This is a genomic window from Streptomyces sp. NPDC014894, from assembly GCF_043080985.1.
Lineage (GTDB): Bacteria > Actinomycetota > Actinomycetes > Streptomycetales > Streptomycetaceae > Streptomyces.
The window spans coordinates 125,821-150,578 of sequence record NZ_JBIBWD010000005.1 but is presented as its reverse complement, the minus strand read 5'-3'; the positions used below and the strand labels follow the sequence as shown (position 1 = coordinate 150,578).

Below are 24,758 nucleotides of genomic sequence, written 5' to 3'. Positions count from 1 at the left end.
GTCAGGCCGTCGAGCCCCGCGAGGGGACCGCGGCCGGGCGCCCGGCCCGTGCCGGCAGGTACGGGCCGGGGCCGCGTCGTGTGAGGGGGCGCCTCGTCCGGGAGGGGCCCGCGCGGGCCGTCAGGCGCGGAGGCGGGTGTTGAGGCGGGCGGCCTGGCGGGTCAGGTGGTCGCGTTCGGGGAGGTTGGGGGCTCTGCGGGCCGCCTCGGCGTAGAGGCGGGCGGCGGTCGCCGGGTCGCCGTCGCGTTCGTGGAGGTAGGCGGCGACCGCGGTGTGGCGGGGCAGGTCGGAGGCGTCCAGGGCCGCGAGCGCCGCGAGGCCGGCGCGCGGTCCGTCCGCCTCGCCGACGGCCACGGCGCGGTTGAGGCGGACGAGCGGGCTGTCGGTCAGCCGGGCCAGCTCGTCGTACCACTCGACGATCTGCACCCAGTCGGTCTCCTCGGCGGCGGGCGCGTCCGCGTGCAGTGCCGCGATGGCGGCCTGGGCCTGGTACTCGCCCAGCCGGTCACGGGCGAGGGCCCGCTGGAGGATCTCGACGCCCTCGGCGATCAGCGCGGTGTCCCACCGGGCGCGGTCCTGCTCGGCGAGCGGCACCAGGCCGCCGTCGGGCGCGGTCCGGGCCGCGCGCCGGGCGTGGTGGAGCAGCATGAGGGCGAGCAGCCCGGCCGCCTCGGGGTGGTCGACGCGGGCCGCGAGCTGCCGGGTGAGCCGGATGGCCTCGGCGGCGAGGTCGATGTCGCCGGAGTAGCCCTCGTTGAAGACCAGGTAGAGGACGCGCAGCACGGTGGCGACATCGCCGGGCCGGTTGAAGCGCACACCGGCGACGGTGCGTTTGGCGCGGCTGATGCGCTGCGCCATGGTCGCCTCGGGCACCAGATAGGCCTGGGCGATCTGGCGGGTGGTCAGTCCGCCGACGGCGCGCAGGGTGAGCGCGACGGCGGACGACGGGGTCAGCGACGGGTGGGCGCACAGGAAGTAGAGCTGGAGCGTGTCGTCCACGGCGGGCGCGGGCCCCGGCGGCGGTTCCTCGTCGGCGAGGTCCTCGCGCCGCCGGCGGGCGGTGTCCGCCCGGGTCGCGTCGAGGAATTTGCGCCAGGCCACGGTGATCAGCCAGCCCTTCGGGTCCCGTACCGGCTGCCCCCGGTCCGGGGAGTCGGCGGCGGGCCAGACGCGGACCGCCTCGGCCAGTGCCTCCTGGACGGCGTCCTCGGCCGCCGCGAAGTCGGCTCCGCGGCGGACGAGGATCCCGAGCACGCCGGGGGTGAGGCTCCGGAGCAGGGCCTCGTTCACCGGGGAGGTCACTCCGAGACGGTGGAGTGCGCGGTCAGGAAGGGGCGCAGTTCGAGCCATTCGTGGATGGGCTTCCCGCCCGCTCCGGGGGCGGCGGACAGCTCTCCGGCCAGCTCGACGGCGCGCTCGTAGCTGTCGACGTCGATCACCATCCAGCCGGCGATGAGGTCCTTGGTCTCGGCGAACGGTCCGTCGGTGACGGGCGGGCGGCCCTCGCCGTCGTACCGGACGAAGACGCCCTCGGGGGCGAGCGCCTGGCCGTCGACGAACTCGCCGGTCCCTTCGAGCCGGGCCGCGAAGTCGTTCATGTACTGAATGTGCGCCGAGATCTCCTGCGGCGTCCATTGGTCCATGGGCACGTCGTTCACCGATGCCGGGGCGCCGCGGTAGTGCTTGAGCAGCAGGTACTTGGCCATGGTGGTTCTCCTCGGTGCGGGGGCGACCCATTGTGGCCGCGTTCACTGCGGGGACGGAGCCGGCCACGGGTTCTCGACATCACCGTCCGAACTTTTTGACCCTCGTGGACGAGCCGGGCCCGGCGGCGGGCCGAGGGCGCGGGCTGACGGGCTCACGAGCGGGTGGTCGCGGGCTCACAAGCGGGTGGTCGTGTGCGCACGGGCGGGTGGTCGTGTTCGCCCGAGTGCCGCGAGGATGCCGGGCGCGGGGCCCGCAGCCCCTAGGGTGTTCGGCATGTCTGAGCCTGAGCTGATCCGTATCGTCTCCCGCTCCTCCCCCATGGCGCTGGCCCAAGTCGAGCGTGTACGGGCCGAGTTGGCCCGGCACCGGCCGGGGCTGCGGACGGAGGTGGTGCCGGTGACCACGTCCGGGGACCGGTGGATGGGGGATCTCGCCCGGCTGGGCGGGAAGGGGGCGTTCACCAAGGAGGTGGACGCCGCGCTGATCGCCGGGGAGGCCGATCTGGCGGTGCACTGCGTCAAGGACGTGCCCGCCGACCGGCCGCTGCCCGCCGGGACGGTGTTCGCCGCGTTCCTGAAGCGGGACGACATCCGGGACGCGCTGGTGCACCCCGGGGGGCTGACCCTGGACGAGCTGCCGGCCGGGACCCGGATCGGGACGTCGTCGGTGCGCCGGGTGGCGCAGCTCGCGGCCTCGCATCCGGGGCTGGAGTGTGTGCCGATGCGCGGCAACGCCAATCGGCGGCTGGAGAAGCTGGCGGCCGGGGAGGCGGACGCGCTGCTGCTGGCCGTCTCGGGGCTGGAGCGCATCGGGCGTACGGATGTGATCAGCGAGGTCCTCTCGCCCGAGGTGATGTGTCCGCCGATCGGGGCCGGGATCCTCGCGCTCCAGTGCCGTGAGGGCGACACCGCGACCGTCGACGTGGTGAGCGGTCTCGGCGATCCGGCGGCGCACCGGGAGGCGACGGCGGAGCGGATGTTCCTCCATGTCCTCCAGGGGCACTGCAATTCGCCGATCGCCGGGTACGCGCGGGACGGGGGGAGCGGGGATCTGTCGCTGCGGGCGAAGGTCTTCACCCCGGACGGCAAGCGGGTGCTGAACGCCCATGAGTGGGCGGGTCCGCTGGATCCGGCGACGCTCGGCACCTCGGTGGCGGTGGCGTTGCTGCGGCAGGGGGCCCGGGAGCTGATCGACGGGATCGCCCACTGACCGGGGTACGCCTCGGTGCCCACCGACCGGCGCGCCGTTTGTACCCCCAGGCCGGCGCGCCCCTTGTGCCCTCAGGCCCGCGCACCCTTTTGTATTAGTGTGAAATTGTTTGCAGCTAGTACAGCGACCGGCTAGCGTCTGGGGCATGCCCGCGAAGCCACCCGCTCCCACCGTCCTCACCGGTGACCATGTCCGCCTCGAACCGCTCACGAGGGCGCATCTGCCCGATCTCTTCGCCGCAGGCGGCGGGGACGACGAGGTCTGGCGCTGGCAGGGCGGGCCGACCCCGCGCACCGAGGAGGAGTTGGGCGAGAAGCTCGACGCGATGCTCCTGGAGGCCGAGCGCGGGCGGTACGTCCCCTTCGCGGTCGTGCGCCGGCCGAGCGGACGCGCCGTCGGCTGGACGGCCTATCTCGACGTGGACACGGCGAACGAGCGGCTGGAGATCGGCTGGACCTGGTACGGCCGCGCGCACTGGCGCAGCGCGGTGAACACCGAGACCAAGCTGCTCCTGCTGACGCACGCGTTCGAGGAGCTGGGCATGGGCCGGGTGCAGTTGAAGACCGATCATCTCAACGAGCGCTCCCAGACCGCCATCGCCCGGCTGGGCGCGCGCCGCGAGGGCGTGCTGCGACGGCACCGGATGCGGCCTGACGGGAACTGGCGGGACTCGGTCTACTTCTCGATCCTCGCCGACGAGTGGCCGGCCGTGAAGGAGGGTCTCCGTGCGCGAGGCTGAGCAGCGGGCTCCGGAGCCGGGCCCGATCACCGTCCAGCGGCTGACCTATTACCCGGTGAAGGGCTGCGCCGGGACGGACGTCCGATCGGCCGGGGCCGGGGAGACCGGGCTGCTGCACGACCGGGTCTTCATGGTCGTGGACGCCGGGGACGGCTCCTTCCGCAGCCAGCGGACCCTGCCCGCGATGGCCGCCGTCCGGCCCTCGGTCGTCGACGGCGGAGCACGGCTGCGGCTGGCGGCGGACGGTGTGGAGAGCATCGTCGTGGACGTGGATCCGGACGCCGCGCGGCGGGCGGTGAGCATGTTCGGCCGGCCGCTCGGCGAGAGCGCGGATCAGGGCGACGCGGCGGCGGAGTGGTTCTCCGAGGTGCTGGGCGCGCGCTCGCGGCTGGTGCGGGTGGTCCCGGGCTTCGACCGGGACGGCTGGGGCGAGACGCCGGGCAAGGTCGCGTTCGCCGACGCGCACGCCCTGCTGATCGCCTCCCAGCGCTCCCTGGACGATCTGAACGAGCGGATCGAGGCGCGCGGCGGCCGGCCGGTGCCGATGGACCGCTTCCGGCCGAACATCGTGCTCGACGGCTGCGCGGAACCGCACGACGAGGACCGGATGCGCCGGCTGGAGATCGGCACGGCGCGGTTCGCCTACGCGGTACGGGCGACGCGGTGCGCGGTGCCGATGGTCGACCAGCGCACCGGCGCGCGGTCCGGCCCGGAGCCGATCCGCACGCTCGCGACCTACCGGCGGGAGCCGGAGTACGAGAACAAGGTCAGCTTCGGGATGAAGGCCGCGGTCGTGCGGCACGGCGTGCTCTCCGTGGGCGACGCCGTGCGGGCGCGCTGGGCGTCCGAACAGATCGCCTGACCGGATCGTCGGAGCAGCTGATCGGGCCCGAGCGGATCGACGTGCACGGATCGGGCCGAGCGGACCGCCCGGGCTGATCGGCCCGGGCTGATCGGACCTGATCGGCTCGGGCCCGAGCGGACCGCCCGGGCCACGACGGCCGTACGCCGTGCCGCGCCGCCCCGCCGCCCGTGCGGGCCGGCGGAGCGGCGCGCCGTACGACGGCGGCGGTCAGCGGCCGTAGCGGATCAGCGCGCGCACCATCCGGCAGGTGGTGTCCGACGGCGGGTGCACTCCGATCCGGTCCGCCATCCTCCGTATCCGCCGGTTGTCCGCGGTGTTCGGGTGGTGGACGCCGGCGTCGAGCAGGGCGATGGCCAGGCGCATCGCCTTCAGCCGGCGATTGTGCGTCACATACCACTCGCGCGGCTGTCCGGCCGGGAGCGGCTTCTTCGCCGGCGGCGCGCATCCGGGCGCGCACGCGGTCGTGCTCCCGGGGCCGGTCCGGGCACCGGCCCGGGACGTCGCCCCGCCGCCGCGGGCCGTCCGTGTCTTCCGCGCGGTCCGCCCGGAGGACGTCGCTGTCGTCGCGGTCGCGGTCGCTTTCGTGCCTGTGCCTGTGCTGGTGCTCGTGGTCGGTTCAGTCGGCTTCGTCATGACTCTGGCTACGGCCATCGGCAACCTCCTGGCGCGGTGGCGGGACCCTCCCGAACTACTCCCCATTCTACGTTCCGGCACTGACAATCGGCCCTGGCCAGACGGTGTTTGCGGGCCCCGGGAGCAGACCGCGGGACGGTACCGTGTCGACATGGAGATCTGGATCAACCCGGCCTGTTCGAAATGCCGCGGCGCGCTCTCGCTGCTCGACGCGGAGGGCGCCGAGTACACCGTGCGGCGCTATCTGGAGGAGCCGCCCGGCGAGGACGAGATCCGGGACGTGCTCGCCCGGCTCGGGCTCGAACCGTGGGAGATCACCCGGGCCCAGGAGGCCGAGGCGAAGGAGCTGGGTCTGCTGGAGTGGGCGCGGGAGCCCGGTTCGCGGGAGCGGTGGATCGGGGCGCTGGCGCGTCATCCGAAGCTGATCCAGCGGCCGATCATCACGGCGGACGACGGTACGGCCGTGGTGGCGCGTACGGAGGAGGCGGTACGGGACGCTCTGGGCCGCGGCTGAGCGGGTACGGGGCCGGGGCGAGGGCGGCGGGGTCGAGGGCGGGCCGAGCCGACGGCCCCGCTCCCGTAGCACCCCCGCGCCTCCCCCGTACCGCCTCGGCCCGGAAGCCCGAAAGCCCCCGCAGCCCGGCACGCCCGGCCCGCGTGGTCCGCGTGGTCCGCCTCACCAGCGACTCGTCCTCAACCAGGACCCGCCCTCAGCCGCGACCCGCCCTCAGCTGCGACTCGGCCTCGATCAGCAGCTCGGTGAGACGGAGGCCGAAGCGGGCGTCGCAGGGATGCGGCCGCCCGCTGGTGATCGAGGAGCGGAGTTCGTCGACGGCGGCCCGGTAGGCGGTGATCGGATCGTTCCAGCGGGGCAGCACGGTCCTGCCGTGCTCGCCGACCAGTTCGATCCCGGCGCCCGCCGCTCCGGACGGGGCCGCGAGGCCGAGCGTCGAGGTGCTGGACGCGCCGGAGGCGTGGCGGAGGACGAGATGGACGGTGTCGGCGGGGCCGGGCAGCGCCGTCACATCGGTGACGTCGCCGAGGACGGGGATCAGCACCGAGAGCGCGTGCGGACCGACGTCCCAGAGCCCGCCCTTGGCCCGCCGCCACGGCGACTCGGGGTACTCGCCGTCGGCGCCGGGGGCGTAGCGGGCGCCCAGCCAGCGGGCGTGGGCCGTGAACCAGCCGCCCGCCGCCGCCTGGTCGATGATCCAGTACTCGGTGTCCGGGTCGAACCGCAGCGTGCAGAAGAGCACCGACGCCACCCCGGCGCGCTCGACGGCCTCGGCGGTCTCCCGGGCCGCCGCCACGGTCGTCGCGACCGGCTTGTCCAGGATGAGATGGCGGCCGGCCCCGGCGGCGCGCACCGCGAGCGGGGCCTGGACGTCCGGCGGCAGGGCGAACGAGACGGCCTCACAGTCCGCCAGAAGCTCGTCGACGCCGTCGTCGCCGGAGTACGCGGCCGTCCCGTGGGCCCGGGCCAGCGCCTCGGCGGCCTCGGGCCGTCTCGCCCACACCCCGACGAAGTCCACTCCGCCATGGGCGGCGAGCGCGGGGGCATGGGTCTGCTTCGCCCAATGACCGGCGCCGAAAAGTCCACAACGCAACATCTTCACGGTCCTGTGCATGACGCTCAGTGTGCCCGCCGCCACCCGCCCGCCGGGCGAAAACCGGAGGAGCGTCCCACGCACGGGGTGTTACGTTCTCCGGGCCGGCCGCGGGACTCCGGCGCGACTTCCGAGACTTGCTCTGTAAAGCTGTGTTTTCGCCGTTCGCGCCCCCATTCCCCGGCCGGCTTCATGCTGCCCGCCGGGCAGGGAGCGGAGGGGAACGGGCATGGGGGAGAGCGCGGACCGGGTGGCCGCCGAGGACGTACTCCTGTTCGTGAACGCGGCGGTGACCGCGACCGGGCAGCGGGAGTTCCGCTCGACCGCCGACGAGCAGCGGCTGTCGCTGGCCTTCCTCCACGAGTACGTCCGGGTCAACTACCGCACGGTGTACGCGGCGGCCCTCGCCCTCGACGTCAACGACCACAACGCCGCCCTGATCGTGGAGCGATTGCTGTGCACCGCCGGGGAGGCGGACGCCGCGCAGAAGCGCCGGGAGGGCGAGCTGATCGCCGCCCGGCTGGCCGTGCTGCCGCCGCAGCGGGTGTACCGGCTGTTCCGGGCGCTGCGCGCGGCCAGGGTCAACAACCGCCGTACGCGGGCGATCCAGCGCGACTGGCTGGCGGCGCGCCCCGATCTCGGCCATGACGCGGTGAAGTACCGCGCCGGGCTGAAGACCGCCGCCCGGCACGCCCATCTGACGCCCGGGCCGCCCGGCACGGCCGAGGAGCTGGGCGATTTCCTCTTCCGGCCGGGGAAGCGCGTCCGCTACTCCCATCCCCTGCTGGACGCCCACCGCCGCGCCCACTACGAGCAGGGCGCGGTCTACGAGCTGCCGTTCACCGTCGCGGAGGGCTTCGCCGCCCGGCACGGGGTGCCGCGCGCGCTGTTCCTGGAGCGGATCGCGCCCCGGATGACCCGGCTGGAGCGGCTGCGCTCCCGGCCGTCGGCCGCCGGGACCGAGCTGAGGACGATGCCGCTGACCCGGCTCGCGCTCTATGTCCTCTCCCTGCCCCTGGCGGAGCGTTCGGAGCGGCGGGCGGAGCTGACGTCCGCGCTGCGGGCCTCGGCGCTGCGCGCGGCGGGCCCGTACGCCGGGAGGTGGGGGCGGGTGTCGGCGGTGCTGGACGACAGCTACTCGTCGTACGGATCGGGGGTGAAGCGCAGGCGTCCGCTGGCGGTCGCGCTGGCCGCGCACCATCTGCTGGCGGCGCTGGCCGGTTCGTACCGGGCGCACTGGACCTCGGGCGGCCGGGATCCGCTGCTGGTGCGGCCCTGGGGCGCGAGTCCGGTCGGCGCGCGGATACTCGACGCGCTGGAGGACGCGCCCGAGCGGCTGGTGATCGTCTCGGACGGCTGGGACAACGCGCCGCCGGGGCTGGCCGGCGAGGTGCTGCGGATCTGGCGCGCCCGGCTCGACCCGGAGCGGCGGACGAGCGTCGTCCATCTGAATCCGGTGTACGACGCGGACGCCTTCGATGTGCGCCGGCTCTCGCCCGTCGTGCCGACGGCCGGGATCCGGGACGCGGAGGATCTGGCGGCCCTGGTGGAGATCGCGCAGTTCGCGGAGGGCCGTACCGGGCTCGCCGAGCTTCAGTCGTATCTGGACCGCCGCGTCGAGCGGTTCACCGAGAGCCACCGGGAGGGACCGCGGTGACCAGGCTCGATCTGACCGGACTGACGGTGATGCCCGCCCAGGTGTGGGGCGGGATACGGCTGGTGCCGCTGGTGCGCGAGTCGCCGGTGGAGGGGCTGCAGCTGCGCCGGGAGGTGTACGGCCGGGAGTACGGGGTGGTGGCGACCGGGCCGGGCGCCGAGTACGTCTCCTACATTCCGCACGGCTTCGTCGCGGACTGGTCGGGGGACGGCGGCGCGGGCGGCGGCGAGTCCGCCGCGTACGGCACCCGGCTGGGCGACGCTCCCCCGCCCTGTGTGCCGCTGCGCGCCCATCACCGGCTCGCCAAGCGCCACCGCGTCCGGGGGAAGGCCGAGAAGCGGCTGCGCTTCCTGCCGCTCCATCTGGCGCTGGAAGGGTATCTGTCGCTGCACTTCGGCGGCCCGTCCATCGCCTGGGACGAGTGGTCCCAGCAGGCGGTACGGCAGGGGCTGTCGCCGCGCGCCGAGGCGGCCTACGGCGGCCGGCGGGTGCCAGGGCTCGACGAGGCGCTGCGGATCTTCGAGATCCATCCGGGTCAGTGCGGGGTGCTGGTGTACGCGGCGGACTCGCTCGCGGCGGCCTTCGCGGTGCCGCACCCCGAGGACTACCGGGCGCTGCACGCCACGCTGATCGAGGATCTCTACGGCGAACTGGTCCATCAGTACGCGTTCTTCGGCGGGCCGGTGCCGGAGTTCACGGCCCGTCTCGGCGAGGGCGCCGGGGTGCGGACGATCGCGGATCTGCGGGCGGCGGCGCGGGCGCAGGAGCGGGAGTGGGCCGAGAGCCACGACACGCTGATGGCGGCCCGGCTGCTGGATCCGCCGTATCTCTTCGACCGGGTGCACACCATGGACGCGTTCACGCTGTGGCGGTTTCTGCCGTCCTTCCGGCGCGGGGAGAAGGAGCAGCACATCGGCGAGGTGATCACCGATCGGCGGGGGCGGGCGGCGTATCTGAAGACGTTCCGGCTGTCGGACGCGCAGATCCGGCGGGGGTATCTGCTGAGCGTGCTGCACGCGCACGACTGGGAGCTGGACCGGGCGGCCGCGACGCTCGGCGACAGCCGCGCGGATCTGGTGCGCCGGATCCGGGACGCGGGGTTCGACACGCTGGTGAAGCAGGGGGCGGAGCGGGGGCCGGGCGCGGGCCGGGCCGGCTCGGGCCGGGCGGGTGCGGGAGGCGGGCGCTGAGCGGGCGGGCGCGGGTCTCGGGCAGCCTGTGCGGGTCTCGGGCAGCCTGTACGGATCTCTGGCGGCCGGTGCGGGTCTCGGGCGGCCGGTGCGAGGTGACTCACACGCGCCTCGGGCACCTCGTAACACGGGGTTCACAATAGGGCAACGGAGGGGAAATGGTGCATTGCGAGGCTGCATCGCATACCGCTGCACCCGCAAAGGACGGACCCCGTGACCTTCAAGGCTGAGTACATCTGGATCGACGGCACCATGCCGACCGCCAAGCTCCGCTCCAAGACGAAGATCCTCGCCGACGGCGCCGAGCTGCCGCTCTGGGGCTTCGACGGGTCCAGCACCAACCAGGCCAAGGGCGGCGCTTCCGACTGTGTGCTGCGGCCGGTCTTCTCCTGCCCGGACCCGATCCGCGGCGGCGCCGATCTGCTGGTGCTGTGCGAGGTCCTCGACACGGACCTGGCCCCGCACGAGTCCAACACCCGGGCGGAGCTGACCGAGGTCGCCGCGCGGTTCGCGGCGCAGGAGCCCGTCTTCGGCATCGAGCAGGAGTACACCTTCTTCGAGGGCGACCGCCCGCTCGGCTTCCCGGTCGGCGGCTTCCCCGCGCCGCAGGGCGGCTACTACTGCGGCGTCGGCGTCGACGAGATCCACGGCCGGGACGTGGTGGAGGCGCACCTGGACAACTGCCTCAAGGCAGGGCTGGGGATCTCCGGCATCAACGCCGAGGTCATGCCCGGACAGTGGGAGTTCCAGGTCGGCCCGCTCCCGGCGGTCGAGGTCGCGGACCAGCTGTGGATCGCGCGCTGGCTGCTCTACCGCACCGCCGAGGACTTCGGGGTGGCGGCGACGCTGGACCCCAAGCCGGTCAAGGGCGACTGGAACGGCGCGGGCGCGCACACCAACTTCTCCACCCGGGTCATGCGCGAGGGGCCGGAGGGATACGCGGCGATCGTCGCCGCCTGCGAGTCGCTCGGCGAGGGCTCCAAGCCGCTGGACCACGTCAAGAACTACGGGGCGGGCATCGACGACCGGCTGACCGGTCTGCACGAGACCGCGCCGTGGAACGAGTACAGCTACGGAGTCTCCGACCGGGGCGCGTCGGTGCGCATCCCGTGGCAGGTCGAGAAGGACGGCAAGGGCTATCTGGAGGACCGCCGTCCGAACGCGAACGTCGACCCGTATGTGGTGACCCGGCTGATGGTGGACACCTGCTGCACCGCGCTGGAGAAGACCGGCCAGGTCTGATCCCCCTCCGCCTCTTCCTCCTTCCTCCTCCTTCCTCCTCCTTGTGTGCTCGGCCGGGATCCCGGCGGGGGCGTACGCCGGTCCGGTGTACGCCCCCGTCGCCGTTCCGGGGCGTTGTCAGTGGCGGGTGTCATGGTGGTCCCATGCTGGAGATCACGGTGATGACCGAGGGCCGGGAGAGACATGTCAGGCCCCGGCAGGGGCTGTTGGACGATCTGGTGCGCCGGATCGGGGGCGATGGGGACCGCTATCTGGTGGCGCAGCGGATACCGGATCTGCCGGAGGTCTTCCTCCAGGTCCGGCGCAGCGAGGGCGGTCCGTACACGCTGGAGTACCGCGAGGGGCCGCGACCCGCGCCGCTGCTGGGGACGAGGGTGACGGACGCGGACGGTGTGATCGCGGCGGCGGCCGGCTGGGCCCGCCGTGAGGAGGGGTGGAACGCGGGCCCGTGGTGGACGCCCGTGAATCTGGGGCCCGCGCCGGAGCCCGCGCCCGAGCCGGCCGGGCAGGAGGGCGCGGAGCTGACGGCGCTGATCCGCGAGAAGCTCGTCGCGGGCTTCGCCACCCGGGAGGAGCTGGTCGCGGCCGCCCTGGAGTTCCGCGCGGCGTCGGCGGACGGGGAGCCGGGGGCGGCGGACGGGGAGGGCGAGGGCGCGCGGGCCGAGCGGATATGGGGGCTGGTGGACCGGCTGTGGCTGGAGCGGGTGGCCGAGCAGTCGGCGTGGGAGGGCGAGACGGACCCCGAGCGGATCACCCGCGCCTTCGCGGCGCTGGAGTCGGCCGGGATCACCGCCCGGGAGCACTTCGCCTGCTGTCGCGGCTGCGGACTGGCGGAGATACCGGACGCCGGGGCGCCCGGCGCGCGGGGGTTCGTCTTCTTCCACGAGCAGTGCGCGGAGTCGGCGGCCGACGGCGGGCTGAGCCTGCTGTACGGAGGGTTCGACGGCTCCGCCGGGACCTCGGCGGCGGTCGGACGGGAGGTGGCCGAGGCGCTCACGGCGGTGGGACTGTCCACGGAGTGGGACGGCGATCCGGGGACGCGGATCCTGGTTCCGCTGGACTGGCGGAAGCGACTGGTGGGCTGAGCGGGGCAGTTTCCCAAGGGCCCCGGATTCCGGGCCTGTTCGGAGGTGGCGCGGGGCGCGGGTGTGACGAGATCGGCGTCTCGGTACGTGAGAGAGACCCTCGTTCGCACCGTGTTCATCTGCTTCAATGAGGCCATGGCCAGCATGGAGAGTCCCGCGACAGGTCGCCACGACCTTGAGCCGTTCTGGCCGTCCCGGCAGCACCACGACTTCGATCGGGAGTGTTGCCGCGCGGTGAACGCGCAGGCCCTCTAAAGCCGCTCATCCGGCCTTCGGCCAGCGCGCACGACGTACGTCCGTCCTATCGACTCGACGACTCCTCCGCGCGAAAGAGAGCTGACCTCTCATGGCGAACCCCCGCCCCCTCTCCGCCCTTTCCTCCGCCCCCCTCGGCGGCGCCGCGGCCGCGGCGCACGCCGCGACCGCCGCCGCGCACGCGGGCGCGCTCAACCCCGCCCGCCACCGGCTGCGGGCCATAGACCGCGACGAGGTGGTGCCGCAGGGCAGCCTGGTCGACGTGGCGGAGTTCCTGCCGCCGGGGGCCACCTGGCTGCCCGTGCCCCAGCACAGCGTGCCCGGGCTGCCCGGCCGGCCGCCGATGGTCGGCTATCTCGTCCTCGTACCCGCCGATCAGCACCCCGCCCCGGCCGCGCTCGTGCCGCAGCCCGCGCCCGTCACCGCGGACGAGGCCACCGGGCCGGTGCGGATCGACATGGTGGAGCGGGTCGCGGTGGTCGACGGCAGCCCGCTCGATCTGACCTATCTCGAATTCGAGCTGCTGGCCCATCTGGTGGCGCATCCGCACCGGGTGCACACCCGGGACCAGCTGGTGACGACGGTGTGGGGGTACGGACACGTGGGCGACGGGCGCACCGTCGACGTCCATGTGGCGCGGCTGCGCCGCAAGCTGGGCGCCGAGCACCGCCACACGATCCAGACCGTGCGGCGGGTCGGCTACAAGTACACGCCGTGAGCGACGGCCCGGTCCCGCGTCGGCGGGACCGGGCCGCACCTCACGCCTGGCCCCGGTCGGGGGCCTGGCCGCGGGCCCGGAGCCGGGCGAGCGCGCCGAGGGCCAGGTCGAAGGCCAGGAACACCAGCAGGCTGACGCCCAGCAGCGGGATGAACCAGCCGATGAACACGGTGGCCGCGGTGAGCGGGAGCAGGGCGGTCGCCGGGATTCTGCGCCAGGCCCCGCGCGGGATCGGACGGCCGCCGGAGAAGGTCCGCGCCTTGGTGGGCCTGCGCAGCCACCACATCCGGTAGCCCCACACGATCAGCAGGATGAGGGAGAGCGCGAGGGCGGCCAGCGCGAGCTGGTTGGCCAGGCCGAGGAAGACGCCCATGTGCGCGTCGATGCCGTAGCGGGTCAGTTTGGCGAGGAGCGGATAGTCGTCGAACTGGAGGCGGTCGATGACGACACCGCTCGCCGGGTCGACGGCGACCGAGTCGAGATGCACCGGGTAGGTGGTGTCCGTCTCCTTGATCACATAGCCGGTGCCCTCGGTGGGCAGGGTGATCGCCAGCCGGTCGCCGCGGACGCCGGCCGTACGGGCCGACTTCAGCGCATGGTCGATGCCGACGTCCGCGCCCCGGTGCGCCGCCCCGCCCCCGCCGCCGTGGCCCTCGTGGCCCTCATGACCGCCGCCTCCGCCGGAGCCGCCCTCGATGGCCGCGGCGACGACGGGGGTGGCCCCGCCGAGCTGGTCCTGCACCGCGCCGATGTTCTCCCCCGCGTACCGGGACCAGGTCAGTCCGGTCGCGGAGAGCAGCACCAGCCCGGTCACGGCCCACAGGCCGACCGAACCGTGCCAGGACAGGGTCTTGCGGCGGCCCGTCGCACCGCGCTCGGGGAGCAGCAGGTCGCGCTTGGCACGGCGTCTGCGGCCGAGCCACAGCAGCAGGCCGCCGAGCGCGACGACCCAGAGCCAGCTGGCGGCCAGCTCGCTGTAGTAGCGGCCGAATTCGCCCAGCCGCAGATCGCGGTGCAGCTCGTCCAGCCAGGTGCGCAGCGGGAGCGCGCCGGAGCTGCCGTACGAGGGCAGCTCGCCGCGTATCTCCGCGGTGTATGGGTCGACGAAGACGGCGAGGGACTTGCCCTCGTCGACGCCGGGCGCGCTCATCAGCACCCGGGTGCTCGCGTCGTCCTCGGCGCCCGGCCAGACGGCGGTCACGGTGCCGTCGGGGCGGGCGTCCTGGGCGGCTTTCACCTGGTCGGAGAGGGGGAGGGCTTGGTCGCCGACCGGGACTCGCAGCTCTTGCCGGTAGACGATCCTCTCGGCCTGGAAGGACAGGGCGTACAGCAGGCCGCTGAGGGCGGCGATCAGCAGGAGGGGGCCGACCAGCAGGCCGGCGTAGAAGTGGATACGGAGCGCGAGCGGGCGCAGGGCGGTCCAGACGGAGGCGGGGGCGCCGCCGGCGGCGGCGGTGTCCTGCTCGGTCTCGGTACGGCCCTCGGCGGGCGCGTCAATGGCCATGATGATCCCGGGGAGTTGGTGTGCGACATGGGGAAGCGGCCCCAGGTCAGACAGCTGCTCCGGGGGCCGTGGCGCGGGGTGCGAGGGCCCCGGGCGGGCCACGGCGGACCACGGTGTGGCCGAGGAGGAGGGTGCGGCGGCGGGCGTGGGCGGGCCGTTCGCGTACCGGTACGACCGGGGCGGACGGCGGCGCGACGACGGCGAGGAGCAGCCGCAGCGGGGTGAAGGCGAGGGCGACGACGGCGTCGGCGAGCCGAAGGAAGGCGGTCTCGCCCCGGGCCAGCCACAGGGCGCAGAAGGCGGCGGCGACGAGGTGGGCGGCGACCATCGCGACCGGGGACTGGCCGAGGAGGGCCGGGTCGGCGGCGAGCGGTGCGCCGTGGTGGCCGGCGGGGGCGGGCGGGCCGTGGAGCTGGGCGCGGGCGAAGTAGAGGTGCAGGGCGCCCTGCGCGGCGAGAAGTCCGAGCCCGATGGCGGGGGCGCCTCGGCGGCGGGCTCCGGCGAGCCAGGCGGCGGCGGTGGTGAGGGGGAGGGCGAGGAGGAGGGTGGGGAGGGGGATGTCGTGGCCGGAGGTGAAGGAGTGGCCCATCGCGGCCAGGGAGATGCAGATCGCCGCGAAGAGGGCGGCGCGCAGGGCGCGCAGGGGCGACCGGGCATCTGTCATGGTGGGGACATGGTGCCATCCCCGGGCCCGGCTGCGGGAGGGGGTCCCGCCCCTCAATCCCCCGCCGCTCCGCGCGCCGCCCCGCCCCCGGGGCCTCAGCCAGCCCCCGGCCTCACCCAGCCCGTCCGGCGATTGGGGACGGACCCGCGCACGGTCAGCCCCGGGCCGGCACCGGGGCTCCGCCCCGAACCCCGCTCCTCAAACGCCGGAGAGGCTGAATTGCATGCACCGACCCGGACACGGGCCCAACAACCACCCGAACCACGCACACCCAGCCCGTCCGGCGATTGAGGACCGACCCGCACACCGTCAGCCCCGGGCCGGCACCGGGGCTCCGCCCCGAACCCCGCTCCTCAAACGCCGGAGAGACTGAATTGCAGGCACCGACCCGGACACGGGCCCAACAACCACCCGAACCACGCACACCCAGCCCGTCCGGCGATTGAGGACGGACCCGCACACCGTCAGCCCCAGGCCGACACCGGGGCTCCGCCCCGAACCCCGCTCCTCAAACGCCGGAGAGACTGAAATACCCGAAGCGGCGGAAATACCGGGAGGGTTGGCGTACCCGGAGGGCCGGCGTACAGGCGATGGGTTGGCCGACAGCAAAAAAGGTGGTGGGGGTGGGGAGGGTGGGGCAGAGTCGGCGGTATGAGACTTCTGGTGTTGGGTGGTACGGAGTTCGCGGGGCGGGCCGTGGCCGAGGCGGGATTGGCGCGGGGGTGGGAGGTGACGCTGTTCAACCGGGGGCGGCGGGAGGGGCCGAGGGGGACGCGGGCGCTGGTGGGGGATCGGACGCGGGGGGAGGGGCTGGAGGCGCTGCGGGGCGGCGAGTGGGATGTGGTGGTGGACACGTGGGCGTCGGCTCCGCGGGGGGTGCGGGACGCGGCGCGGCTGCTGGCGGACCGGGCCGGGCGGTATGTGTATGTGTCGAGCTGTTCGGTCTACGCGTGGCCCGCCGCGGTCGGGTTCGACGAGACGGCCCCGCTGGTGGACGGTTCGCCGGACGCGGAGGACGTGCCGTACGCGGAGTCGAAGCGCGGCGGTGAGCTGGCGGCGGTGGCGGCGTTCGGCGAGGAGCGGTCGCTGCTGGTGCGGGCGGGGCTGCTGCTGGGGCCGTGGGAGAACATCGACCGGTTGCCGTGGTGGCTGCGGCGGATCGCGCGCGGCGGTCCGGTGCTCGCGCCGGGCCCCCGGGACAATCCGCTCCAGTACATCGACATCCGCGATCTCGCCGAGTGGACCCTCTCCGCCGCCGAGGCCGGGCTCGCCGGGCCGTACAACATGGCGAGCGAGCAGGGCCATACGACGATGGAGGCGCTGCTGACGGCCTGTGTCCGGGCCACGGGATCGGACGCGGAGCTGCGCTGGACGGAGCCGCGGGTGATTCTCGAGGCGGGCATAGAGCCCTGGTCGCAGCTCCCGGTGTGGGTGCCCGCCGCGGAGGCGGCCGATCTGCACAATTCGGTCTACCGGCTGAGCGTCGCCAAGGCGCTGGCGGCCGGGCTGCGGTGCCGGCCCGTCGAGGAGACGGTCGCCGACACCTGGGCGTGGCTGCGGAGCGCCGATGTCTCGGGGCTGCCCCGGCATGTGCGGGCGACGGCGGGACTCGCCCCGGAGCTGGAGGCGAAGGTGCTGGGCACGGGGACGAGGACCGGGCGCTGAATCCGGGCGGGCCCGCGCCGGACGGGCGCGGGCCCGTCGGGCGCGGGCCCGTCCGGCGCGGGGTCCCGCTCAGCCCCGCGCCTTCGCGGGAGCGACGGGGCCGGGCTCCGGGACCCCGTCCGCCGGAGCGCTCGGGCCCGGCTCCGGCTCCCCGTGGGCGAGGGTCGGCAGCCGGCGAAGGGCCCTGGGCGTACGCCAGTTCCGCTCGCCCAGCAGCGCCATCACCGACGGCAGCAGCACCATCCGCACCACCGTCGCGTCCAGCAGCACCGCCACCGCCAGCCCGACGCCCATCTGCTTCATGTCCTGCATGGAGAGCGCGCCGAACACCGCGAAGACCGCGACCATGATCGCCGCCGCGCCGGTCACCGCGCCGGCCGTGCGGCGCACTCCCTCGCCGATGGCGCTCCGGGTGTCCGCGCCCCGGTCGTACGCCTCGCGGATCCGGGAGACCACGAAGACGTGGTAGTCGGTCGAGAGCCCGAACAGCACCACGAGGACGAAGAGCGGGATCCAGCTCTGGACCGCGCCGACGGCCTCCGTGCCCAGCGGCGAGGCCCCCCAGCCGTGCTGGAAGACGGCGACGATCACTCCGTAGGCGGCGGCGACGGAGAGCAGATTGAGCGCGATGGACGTCAGGGCGATCACATAGGACCGGAAGCAGAACAGCATCAGCAGGAAGGTCACCGCCGTGATGAAGGCGAGGACCGGGACGATGCCCCGTTTCAGCTGCGCGTTGAAGTCGACGGACTCGGCGAGCGCCCCGGAGACGTACACCTCGGCCCCGGTGCCGTCGAAGGCGGCGGGCAGGGTCTTCTCGCGCAGGGCGGCCAGCGCGTCCTTGGAGCGTTCGCCGGAGCCGTCGCCGGCGAGCGGGACCTCGATCTCGGCGATGTCCGCCGCGCGGTGGACGGTGACCCGGTCGAAGGCGGCGAGCGCCTTCCGCAGCGGCGCGGAGCCGATGTCGTCGGCCCTGACGACCACATGGGCCGGTTCGGGGCCGCCGGGGAACGCCTCGGTGATCTTCTCGTGCGCGACCGAGAGCGCGGTGTCGGAGCCGAACTGCTTCTCCCAGCCGAGCTGTTCGGTCCGCATCCCGAGGGCGGGCGCGGCGAGCGCGAGCAGGGCGGCGGCCCCGGCCGCGGCGGACAGCGCGGGCCGGGCCAGTACGGGCCGGAGCACCGCCCCCGCGAACGCCCCGCTCTCCCGCCCGCCGCGCCGACGGCCGCCGCGGCTCCGGCCGGGGAACGGCAGCCGGCCGGCGTCGATCCGGTCGCCGAGCCAGGCCAGCAGCGCGGGCAGCACGGTCACCGAGCCGAGCATCGCGATCAGGACGACCAGCACGGTGGCGAGCGCGAAGCCCTCGAAGAGCGTCAGCCCGGAGAGGAACATCCCCGCCATGGCGGCGCTCACGGTGGCCCCGGAGACGAGGACGGCCCGTCCGCTGGTCGCGGCGGCGATCCGCAGCGCCGTCCCGGCGTCGCGACCGGCGGCCCGTTCGTCGCGCTCCCGGCGCAGATAGAAGAGGCAGTAGTCGACGCCGACGGCCAGCCCCATCAGGAACATCACCGAGTACGTCGTCTGGAAGAGCGGCAGCTGATGGCTGGCGAGCGACAGCAGCCCGAAGGCCGCGAGACAGGCGGTGAGCGCGAGGGCCACCGGCAGCAGGGCGGCGACGATCGCGCCGAAGGCGACCAGGAGAATGCCCAGCGCCAGCGGTACGGCGATCAGTTCGGCCTTCACGAAGTCGTCGGCGAGCAGCTCGCCGAGCCACTTCTCGGAGACCGCGTCCCCGAACTGGTGGGTCTCGACCCCGTCGTACCGCTCGTCCACCGCCTTCACGGCGTCCAGCACCGGCCCCACCCGGTCGGCGGCGTCCGCCGGATCGCCCTTCATCTCCAGGCTGATCAGCGCCTCCCGGCCGCCCGGGGCGGCGACCGGCGGCGGGGCCTTCCGCACCGCGCCGGTCGCCTCGACCGCCCGGGTCAGCTCACGGGCCGCCGTCCGCCAGCCGCCGGGCCGTTCGCTGACGAGGAGGACGAGTTCGCCCGCCGGGCGGTCGAGCCCGGCGTCGTCCAGGATTCTCTGGGCCCTGGCCGAATCGCCCGTGCCCTGCTCGGCGTCGGTCATCTCCACCGTGCCCGCCGCGCCGCCCAGGCCGGCGGCCAGCGCGACGAACAGCAGCCAGCCGATGACCGCCGTTCTCCGGTGGTGTGCGCTCCACACACCGATTCTCGCCGCGAGGTTGTTCCTCATGGTCGTCTCGCCCCCAGGTTCGTGCCACGTGGTTCGCCGGATGGTGCGATGACGACGCTAGGAAGCGGCGGGGCCCGGTCCCAGCCGCCGGGCCCCCCGCGCCGGGAGCCCCGGGACCCGTACGCGGGGTGGTGCTGGATACACCCCCGAATCGGTGGCCCGGCCCAGTGCCCCTAAGGGCCGGCCGGGACAGACTGATGGCCGATACGCACGCACCGAGGGGGACGTATGAACGCGGCACCGGTACGGAAGGCGGTGGCAGCCGCCGGCAGAGGGCTGGTCCTGGCGCTGCTGGCGCTGATCGGGTCGATCACGCTCTTCGTCCTGGCGGTGGTCTCCATCGCGCTGATACCGATCGGGGCGGGCGTCCTCACCACCCCCGCCGTGCTGGATCTGGTCCGGGCGCACGCCGGGCGGCGCCGGCTGCTGGCGGCCCAGTGGTCGAACCGCCGGATCCCCGCCGGGCACCGGCCCCTCCCCCGCGACGCGCGCACCGGCGTCACCGGGCGGGTCGAGCGCTGCTCCCTGATGCTGAGGGACCCGGCGACCTGGCGCGATCTGCGGTGGCTGCCGGCGGACATGACCGCGGGGGCGGTCGTCGCGCTCCTCGCCCCCGGGCTGATCGCGCACGGCCTCTTCGGCCTGCTGCTCGCCGCCGGGCTGTGGATCCCGATCGTCGCCGCCGAGAACGGCCCCTACTGGTACGCCTTCGTCCCCGTCGAGGGCTGGGGTACGGGAGCGCTCGCCGCTCTGCTGGGGCTCGCGCTGCTCGCGCTCGCGCTCCGGGTCAACCCCGCGCTGGTCGACGCGCACTTCCGGCTGACGGGCGCGGCGCTCCGGCCCGATCGCGCGGACGAGCTGGAGCGGCGCATCGGCCGGCTCACCGAGACCCGGCACGACGCGCTGGACACCTCGGCCGCCGAGCTGCGCCGGATCGAGCGGGATCTCCACGACGGGGCACAGGCCCGGCTGGTGGCGGTGGGCATGAACCTGGGGGCCGTGGAGGCGCTGATCGAGAAGGACCCAGCGCGGGCCAGGGAGATGATCGCCATGGCCCGGGAGTCGTCCGCCGAGGCGCTGACCGAACTGCGCGACCTGGTCCGGGGCATCCATCCGCCGGTGCTGGCCGAACGCGGGCTCGGGGACGCGGTCAGGGCGCTGGCGCTGCGGCTGCCGGTGCGCACCGAGGTGGAGGTGGAGCTGCCCGGCCGCGCGGACGCGCCGGTGGAGTCGGCCGCGTACTTCGCGGTCAGCGAGACGCTCGCGAACGCCGTGAAGCACGCGGGCGCGGACCGGATCTGGGTGGACATCTCGTACCGGGACGGCTCGCTGCGGATCGCGGTCGCCGACGACGGCCGGGGCGGCGCGGCCGTCGGACGGCCGGACGGCTCCCCCGGGCGAACGGGCGCCGGGGCGGGAGCGAGGGGCTCCGGAACCGGGCTGCCGGGCATCGAGCGCCGGCTCGGTACATTCGACGGCGTCCTGGCCGTCAGCTCGCCCGCGGGCGGCCCCACCATGGTCACCATGGAGATCCCGTGCGCGTTGTTCTAGCCGAAGACCTGTTCCTGCTGCGCGACGGTCTGGTGCGGATGCTGGAGGCGTACGACTTCGAGATCCTCGCCGCCGTGGAGAGCGGGCCCGAACTCACCCGGGCCCTCGCCGAGCTGGAGCCGGACGTCGCCGTCGTGGACGTCCGGCTCCCGCCGTCCCACACGGACGAGGGCCTCCAGTGCGCCCTGGCGGCCCGCCGGGCGAGGCCGGGGCTGCCGGTGCTGGTCCTCTCCCAGCATGTGGAGCAGCTGTACGCGCGTGAGCTGCTCGCGGACGGCGCGGGCGGGGTCGGCTATCTGCTCAAGGACCGGGTCTTCGACGCGGACCAGTTCATCGACGCCGTACGGCAGGTGGCCCGCGGCGGCACGGCGATGGATCCGCAGGTGATCTCGCAGCTGCTCTCCCGGCGCGCGCGGGACGAGCCGATGGGCGGGCTGACCCCGCGTGAGCTGGAGGTCATCGAGCTGATGGCGCAGGGCCGCTCCAACGCGGCGATAGCCGAGCGGATGACGGTGACCGAGCGGGCGGTGGCCAAGCACACCTCCAACATCTTCGCCAAGCTGGGGCTGCCGGTGTCGGACGACGACAATCGCCGGGTGCTGGCGGTGCTGGCCTTTCTGGACCGGGGCTGAGCGGACGGCCGGTCGCGACGGCGGCCGGGGTCGCCACGCCGATCGCCGTCGCCGCCGGAGGAACACGCGGCGACGAGCGCCGGCGTGACAACTCCCGTGCCCGCGCGGGCCGTACGCCGCGCGCCCGTGCGCGCGCCGGTCCGCATCCGGCCATCGTGCCCCCGCACCCCCGTTCCCGGAGGGCGAACGCCCGGTAGCCTGCGCCACGCACGCACCGGGTGTGACGTGGGTAACACGGAGGCGCTGATGTTCGAGCTGTCGAGACGCAGGGTTCTGGGCACCGCGGGGGCGATCGGCGTGGGCGCGGCCCTCGCCCCGCCGGCCCCGGCCGCCGCGGCCGGCCCGCCGCACGGACCCCGTACGGAACCGGCGGCCGGGGCCGCCGCCCTGGACGTGACCCCGGCCCGGGCCGCCCTGCGGCGGCTGCTGCCGCGTCACGAGGGGCAGATCGAGCTGCGGGAGCTGACCGGGCCCGAGCGCTTCTCGGTCACCGGGTCCACCGGCCGGATCGAGGTCGCGGGCACCTCCCCGGCCGTCCAGCTGACCGGTCTGCACTGGTATCTCAAGTACACCTGTCGGTCCCACATCTCCTGGTCGGGCTCCCGGCTGGACCTCCCGGCGAGGCTGCCCGCCCCGCTCCGGGCGCTGGAGCGGTCGGCGACCGTGCCGCACCGGTTCGCGTACAACGACACCCACGACGGCTACACCGCCCCGTACGCCGACTGGCCGCGCTGGGAGCGGCTGCTCGACGTGCTCGCGCTGCACGGCTGCAACGAGGTGCTGGTGACGCCCGGGCAGGAGGCGGTCTACCACCGGCTGCTGATGGACTTCGGCTACACGGACGAGGAGTCCCGCACCTGGCTGCCCGCGCCCTCGCACCAGCCGTGGTGGCTGCTCCAGAACATGAGCGAGTACGGCGGACCGCTCTCCCCCGCGCTGCTGGCGGCCCGCACCGAGCTGGGGCGGCGGATCGCCGAGCGGCTGCGGGAGCTGGGGATGCGCCCGGTGCTGCCGGGCTATTTCGGCACCGTCCCGGACGGCTTCGCGGACCGCAACCCGGGGGCGCGGACCGTACCGCAGGGCTCCTGGAACGGGCTGCCCCGGCCCGACTGGCTCGATCCGCGCACCCCCGTCTTCGCCGAGGTCGCGGCGGCCTTCTACCGGCGCCAGCGGGAACTCTTCGGCGCGGCGGACCTCTTCAAGATGGACCTCCTCCACGAGGGCGGCAGCGCCGGGGACGTCCCGGTGCCCGCCGCGGCGCGGGCGGTCGAGACCGCGCTGCGCACCGCCGTGCCCGACGCGATCTGGGTGATCCTGGGCTGGCAGTCCAATCCGCGCCCGGCGCTGCTGGACGCCGTCGACACCGACCGGATGCTGATCGTGGACGGGCTCTCCGACCTGGACACGGTCACCGACCGGGAGAAGGAGTGGGGCGGGACGCCGTACGCCTTCGGCACCATCCCCAACTTCGGCGGGCGCACCACGATCGGCGCGAACACCGACCGCTGGACGGAGCGGTTCACCGTCTGGCGCGACAAGCCGGGCAGCGCGCTGGCGGGCACCGCGTACATGCCGGAGGCGGCCGAGCGGGACCCGGCGGCGCTGGAGCTGTTCAGCGAACTGGCCTGGCGCGAGGAGCGGATCGACCGGGACGCCTGGTTCGCCGAGTACGCGACGGTGCGCTACGGGGGCGAGGACCCGGCGGCCCGGGAGGCCTTCGCCGCGCTGGCCGCGACCGCGTACAAGCTGACCAGCACGGACGGCAGGCCGCACGACTCGCTCTTTCTGCGCAGGCCGAATCTGACGTCCGGGATCGGGACGGCGTTCGACCCGGCGGGGTTCGACCGGGCGTTCGCGGCGCTGCTGAGGGTGCGGTCGTCGCTGCGCGACTCGGACGCGTACCGGCACGATCTGACCGATCTGACCCGGCAGGCGCTGGCGAATCGTTCGCGCACGCTCCAGCTGGCGCTGCGGGCCGCGTACACGGCGAAGGACGTGGAGACCTTCCGGGGCGTGGCCGCGCTCTGGCTGAGGCTCATGCGGCTGGCCGACACGGCCGCCGGGTGCCACCGGGCGTTTCTGCTGGGGCCGTGGCTCCAGGACGCCAAACGGCTGGCGACCAGCCCCGCAGAGGCCGTGGAGCTGGAGCGCACCGCGCGGGTGCTGGTGACGACCTGGGGCGATCGCACGGTGGCCGGGCACTTGAGCAACTACGCCAACCGGGACTGGCACGGTCTGATCAACGATGTCCATGTGCCGCAGTGGGAGGCGTTCCTCACCGAGGTCGCGGCCGCGCTCGCCGAGGACCGCGCGCCGAAGTCCTTCGACTGGTACCCGGACGAGGAGGCGTGGACGCTGGACCGGCGGGCGTATCCGCTGCGGCCGACGGGCGACGCGCACCGGGTGGCGAGCCGGGTGTTCCGGGAGCTGGCGACCGCGCCGTACCAGGGGCACACGACGGTCACGGTGGATCCGCCGGCCTTCCGGCCGGGCAGTTCGGGGACGGTGACGGCGACCTTCCGCAATCTGAGCGGGCTGCGGGCGACGGGCCGGATCGATCTCGGTCTCACCGGCGGCGAACTGGCCCCCGTCCCCGAGGGTCCGACCTCGCTGCCGGGGGTGCCCGCGGGCGGCTCGGGCTCGGTGGCCTGGCGGGTGACCGCGCCGTCCGATCCGCTGGCTGAGCCGCTGCGGGCGCTGCCGTACGAGCTGCGGGTGCGGTACGGGCCGCTGGACGAGGACCGGGTCGCGGTGGTCCAGCGCGGCGCGCTGCACGTGGCCGCGCCGCCGGCCGCCGGATGGCTGACCTTCACCAGCAACGCGGCGGTCTTCGGGCAGCTCGGGGAGTTGTTCGCGATCAACGGCGGGGGCAGCGACCTGTGGCGCGGGACGGCGCACTTCGGCACGGTGTACCGCCGGGGCGCGCTGACTCCGGGCACGAGCGTGCTCCTCCGCGTCGACGCCCAGGAGAACACGGCGTCCTGGGCCCGGGCGGGGATCGCCGTCCGCGACGATCTGTCGGCGCAAGGCGGCGCGGGGTTCGTGAATCTGGCGGTGACCCCGGGGCAGGGGGTGGCCCTCTCGTACGACTCGAACGGCGACGGGACGCTGGACGTGTACCGGCGGGTGACGGGGGTGCGGGCCCCGGTGCTGCTGCGGCTGACCCGGGAGGCGGGGACGTCGTTCACCGGGGCGTTCTCGGTGGACGGGGGCGCGAACTGGCGGCCGGTGGGGACGGTGGGGGTGCCGGGGGCGGGGGCGGTGCAGGATGCGGGGTTGTTCATGACGGCGACGAATGGGGGGAGTGGGGTGAGGGGGACGGTGCGGTTCAGCGCCTGGGAGCTGCGCCCCCCGCGCCGAGAGGACAACCCCAGCCCGTCCGGCGCTTGACGCGCCCCAGTCCCTCCAGACACCCCAGCCCGTCCGGCGATTGAGGACGGACCCGCACCCCAGGAGCGGCAAACCAGGCGGGGCCAGGACCCCGGGGAACCCACCCGAGCGCACCACCGGGGCTCCGCCCCGCCCCCCGCGCCTCAAACGCCGGCGAGGCTGAAATACAGAGCCCCCGCCCGCACCCCG

19 protein-coding genes and 1 pseudogene are annotated in these 24,758 nt (G+C 74.4%); 13 read left to right on the top strand and 7 right to left on the bottom strand.

The window, feature by feature from the left end; genetic code table 11:
* Nucleotides 1-120: 120 nt before the first annotated feature.
* Complete coding sequence (locus tag ACF089_RS14325; protein WP_392026446.1) at nucleotides 121-1,290, bottom strand: RNA polymerase sigma factor; 1,170 nt, start codon at nucleotides 1,288-1,290, stop codon at nucleotides 121-123.
* 8 nt (nucleotides 1,291-1,298) lie between these two features.
* Nucleotides 1,299-1,706, bottom strand: coding sequence for a YciI family protein (locus ACF089_RS14320; RefSeq protein WP_392025948.1), 408 nt, complete (start codon nucleotides 1,704-1,706; stop codon nucleotides 1,299-1,301).
* Nucleotides 1,707-1,980: 274 nt separating this feature from the next.
* Between ACF089_RS14320 and hemC the strand changes: the two genes are divergently transcribed.
* The 3 genes from hemC to ACF089_RS14305 all read left to right on the top strand — a co-directional run bounded on the left by hemC (nucleotide 1,981) and on the right by ACF089_RS14305 (nucleotide 4,517).
* Nucleotides 1,981-2,916 (top strand): hydroxymethylbilane synthase, encoded by a 936-nt coding sequence (hemC, locus tag ACF089_RS14315; RefSeq protein ID WP_392025947.1) that lies wholly within the window; start codon nucleotides 1,981-1,983, stop codon nucleotides 2,914-2,916.
* 145 nt (nucleotides 2,917-3,061) lie between these two features.
* Nucleotides 3,062-3,655 (top strand): GNAT family N-acetyltransferase, encoded by a 594-nt coding sequence (locus ACF089_RS14310; RefSeq protein ID WP_392025945.1) that lies wholly within the window; start codon nucleotides 3,062-3,064, stop codon nucleotides 3,653-3,655.
* Nucleotides 3,642-4,517, top strand: a complete 876-nt coding sequence (locus ACF089_RS14305; protein ID WP_392025943.1) for an MOSC domain-containing protein — start codon at nucleotides 3,642-3,644, stop codon at nucleotides 4,515-4,517. Before ACF089_RS14310 ends, ACF089_RS14305 begins: the two co-directional genes overlap by 14 nt.
* Nucleotides 4,518-4,727: 210 nt before the next feature.
* Here ACF089_RS14305 and ACF089_RS14300 read toward each other — a convergent pair.
* A pseudogene (locus tag ACF089_RS14300) lies at nucleotides 4,728-4,958 on the bottom strand (hypothetical protein); the annotation flags it as partial.
* Between the two features lie 346 nt (nucleotides 4,959-5,304).
* On the opposite strand from ACF089_RS14300, the gene ACF089_RS14295 reads away from it, so the two are divergent.
* Nucleotides 5,305-5,667 (top strand): arsenate reductase family protein, encoded by a 363-nt coding sequence (locus ACF089_RS14295; protein ID WP_392025941.1) that lies wholly within the window; start codon nucleotides 5,305-5,307, stop codon nucleotides 5,665-5,667.
* A gap of 196 nt (nucleotides 5,668-5,863) precedes the next feature.
* Here ACF089_RS14295 and ACF089_RS14290 read toward each other — a convergent pair whose 3' ends face one another.
* On the bottom strand, nucleotides 5,864-6,781 hold the full coding sequence (locus ACF089_RS14290; RefSeq protein WP_392025939.1) for a Gfo/Idh/MocA family protein: 918 nt from the start codon (nucleotides 6,779-6,781) through the stop codon (nucleotides 5,864-5,866).
* A 208-nt stretch (nucleotides 6,782-6,989) separates the two neighbouring features.
* Here ACF089_RS14290 and ACF089_RS14285 point away from each other — a divergent pair, with 208 nt between their 5' ends.
* The 5 genes from ACF089_RS14285 to ACF089_RS14265 all read left to right on the top strand — a co-directional run bounded on the left by ACF089_RS14285 (nucleotide 6,990) and on the right by ACF089_RS14265 (nucleotide 12,907).
* Nucleotides 6,990-8,417, top strand: coding sequence for a hypothetical protein (locus tag ACF089_RS14285; RefSeq protein WP_392025937.1), 1,428 nt, complete (start codon nucleotides 6,990-6,992; stop codon nucleotides 8,415-8,417).
* Nucleotides 8,414-9,607 carry a hypothetical protein gene (locus tag ACF089_RS14280; RefSeq protein WP_392025935.1) on the top strand — a complete coding sequence of 398 codons (1,194 nt, stop codon included), beginning with the start codon at nucleotides 8,414-8,416 and terminating at the stop codon, nucleotides 9,605-9,607. The genes ACF089_RS14285 and ACF089_RS14280 overlap by 4 nt, the downstream gene beginning before the upstream one ends.
* 213 nt (nucleotides 9,608-9,820) lie before the next feature.
* On the top strand, nucleotides 9,821-10,849 hold the full coding sequence (glnII, locus tag ACF089_RS14275; RefSeq protein ID WP_392025933.1) for a glutamine synthetase: 1,029 nt from the start codon (nucleotides 9,821-9,823) through the stop codon (nucleotides 10,847-10,849).
* Nucleotides 10,850-10,992: 143 nt separating this feature from the next.
* On the top strand, nucleotides 10,993-11,934 hold the full coding sequence (locus ACF089_RS14270) for a DUF6891 domain-containing protein (RefSeq protein ID WP_392025931.1): 942 nt from the start codon (nucleotides 10,993-10,995) through the stop codon (nucleotides 11,932-11,934).
* A gap of 346 nt (nucleotides 11,935-12,280) precedes the next feature.
* Nucleotides 12,281-12,907: a winged helix-turn-helix domain-containing protein gene (locus ACF089_RS14265; RefSeq protein ID WP_392025930.1), complete on the top strand. Its 627-nt coding sequence runs from the start codon at nucleotides 12,281-12,283 to the stop codon at nucleotides 12,905-12,907.
* A 40-nt stretch (nucleotides 12,908-12,947) separates the two neighbouring features.
* Here ACF089_RS14265 and ACF089_RS14260 read toward each other — a convergent pair whose 3' ends face one another.
* A complete protein-coding gene (locus ACF089_RS14260) occupies nucleotides 12,948-14,411 on the bottom strand; it encodes a PepSY-associated TM helix domain-containing protein (protein ID WP_392025928.1) in 1,464 nt (487 codons plus the stop codon).
* Between the two features lie 46 nt (nucleotides 14,412-14,457).
* Nucleotides 14,458-15,075 carry a hypothetical protein gene (locus ACF089_RS14255; RefSeq protein ID WP_392025926.1) on the bottom strand — a complete coding sequence of 206 codons (618 nt, stop codon included), beginning with the start codon at nucleotides 15,073-15,075 and terminating at the stop codon, nucleotides 14,458-14,460.
* Between the two features lie 651 nt (nucleotides 15,076-15,726).
* Between ACF089_RS14255 and ACF089_RS14250 the strand changes: the two genes are divergently transcribed.
* The gene (locus ACF089_RS14250; RefSeq protein ID WP_392025924.1) at nucleotides 15,727-16,740 is read left to right on the top strand and encodes an NAD-dependent epimerase/dehydratase family protein; all 1,014 of its coding nucleotides are present in this window, start codon (nucleotides 15,727-15,729) and stop codon (nucleotides 16,738-16,740) included.
* Between the two features lie 69 nt (nucleotides 16,741-16,809).
* On the opposite strand, the gene ACF089_RS14245 is transcribed toward ACF089_RS14250, so the two are convergent.
* Complete coding sequence (locus tag ACF089_RS14245) at nucleotides 16,810-18,996, bottom strand: MMPL family transporter (protein ID WP_392025923.1); 2,187 nt, start codon at nucleotides 18,994-18,996, stop codon at nucleotides 16,810-16,812.
* 228 nt (nucleotides 18,997-19,224) lie between these two features.
* Between ACF089_RS14245 and ACF089_RS14240 the strand changes: the two genes are divergently transcribed.
* From ACF089_RS14240 to ACF089_RS14230, 3 genes are all read left to right on the top strand, one after another.
* Nucleotides 19,225-20,547 (top strand): histidine kinase, encoded by a 1,323-nt coding sequence (locus ACF089_RS14240; RefSeq protein ID WP_392025922.1) that lies wholly within the window; start codon nucleotides 19,225-19,227, stop codon nucleotides 20,545-20,547.
* Nucleotides 20,532-21,179 carry a LuxR C-terminal-related transcriptional regulator gene (locus tag ACF089_RS14235; RefSeq protein WP_392025920.1) on the top strand — a complete coding sequence of 216 codons (648 nt, stop codon included), beginning with the start codon at nucleotides 20,532-20,534 and terminating at the stop codon, nucleotides 21,177-21,179. Before ACF089_RS14240 ends, ACF089_RS14235 begins: the two co-directional genes overlap by 16 nt.
* A 246-nt stretch (nucleotides 21,180-21,425) precedes the next feature.
* The gene (locus tag ACF089_RS14230; RefSeq protein ID WP_392026444.1) at nucleotides 21,426-24,569 is read left to right on the top strand and encodes an alpha-N-acetylglucosaminidase TIM-barrel domain-containing protein; all 3,144 of its coding nucleotides are present in this window, start codon (nucleotides 21,426-21,428) and stop codon (nucleotides 24,567-24,569) included.
* Nucleotides 24,570-24,758 lie beyond the last annotated feature (189 nt).

Bases quoted from the DNA above. Each gene is read 5' to 3' on its own strand.
- ACF089_RS14255 (WP_392025926.1), bottom strand. From the start codon at position 15,075: ATGACAGATGCCCGGTCGCCCCTGCGCGCCCTGCGCGCCGCCCTCTTC.
- ACF089_RS14265 (WP_392025930.1), top strand. From the start codon at position 12,281: ATGGCGAACCCCCGCCCCCTCTCCGCCCTTTCCTCCGCCCCCCTCGGC.
- ACF089_RS14240 (WP_392025922.1), top strand. From the start codon at position 19,225: ATGAACGCGGCACCGGTACGGAAGGCGGTGGCAGCCGCCGGCAGAGGG.
- ACF089_RS14310 (WP_392025945.1), top strand. From the start codon at position 3,062: ATGCCCGCGAAGCCACCCGCTCCCACCGTCCTCACCGGTGACCATGTC.
- ACF089_RS14250 (WP_392025924.1), top strand. From the start codon at position 15,727: ATGAGACTTCTGGTGTTGGGTGGTACGGAGTTCGCGGGGCGGGCCGTG.
- ACF089_RS14245 (WP_392025923.1), bottom strand. From the start codon at position 18,996: ATGAGGAACAACCTCGCGGCGAGAATCGGTGTGTGGAGCGCACACCAC.
- ACF089_RS14230 (WP_392026444.1), top strand. From the start codon at position 21,426: ATGTTCGAGCTGTCGAGACGCAGGGTTCTGGGCACCGCGGGGGCGATC.
- ACF089_RS14320 (WP_392025948.1), bottom strand. From the start codon at position 1,706: ATGGCCAAGTACCTGCTGCTCAAGCACTACCGCGGCGCCCCGGCATCG.
- hemC (WP_392025947.1), top strand. From the start codon at position 1,981: ATGTCTGAGCCTGAGCTGATCCGTATCGTCTCCCGCTCCTCCCCCATG.
- ACF089_RS14270 (WP_392025931.1), top strand. From the start codon at position 10,993: ATGCTGGAGATCACGGTGATGACCGAGGGCCGGGAGAGACATGTCAGG.
- ACF089_RS14260 (WP_392025928.1), bottom strand. From the start codon at position 14,411: ATGGCCATTGACGCGCCCGCCGAGGGCCGTACCGAGACCGAGCAGGAC.
- ACF089_RS14290 (WP_392025939.1), bottom strand. From the start codon at position 6,781: ATGCACAGGACCGTGAAGATGTTGCGTTGTGGACTTTTCGGCGCCGGT.
- ACF089_RS14285 (WP_392025937.1), top strand. From the start codon at position 6,990: ATGGGGGAGAGCGCGGACCGGGTGGCCGCCGAGGACGTACTCCTGTTC.
- ACF089_RS14295 (WP_392025941.1), top strand. From the start codon at position 5,305: ATGGAGATCTGGATCAACCCGGCCTGTTCGAAATGCCGCGGCGCGCTC.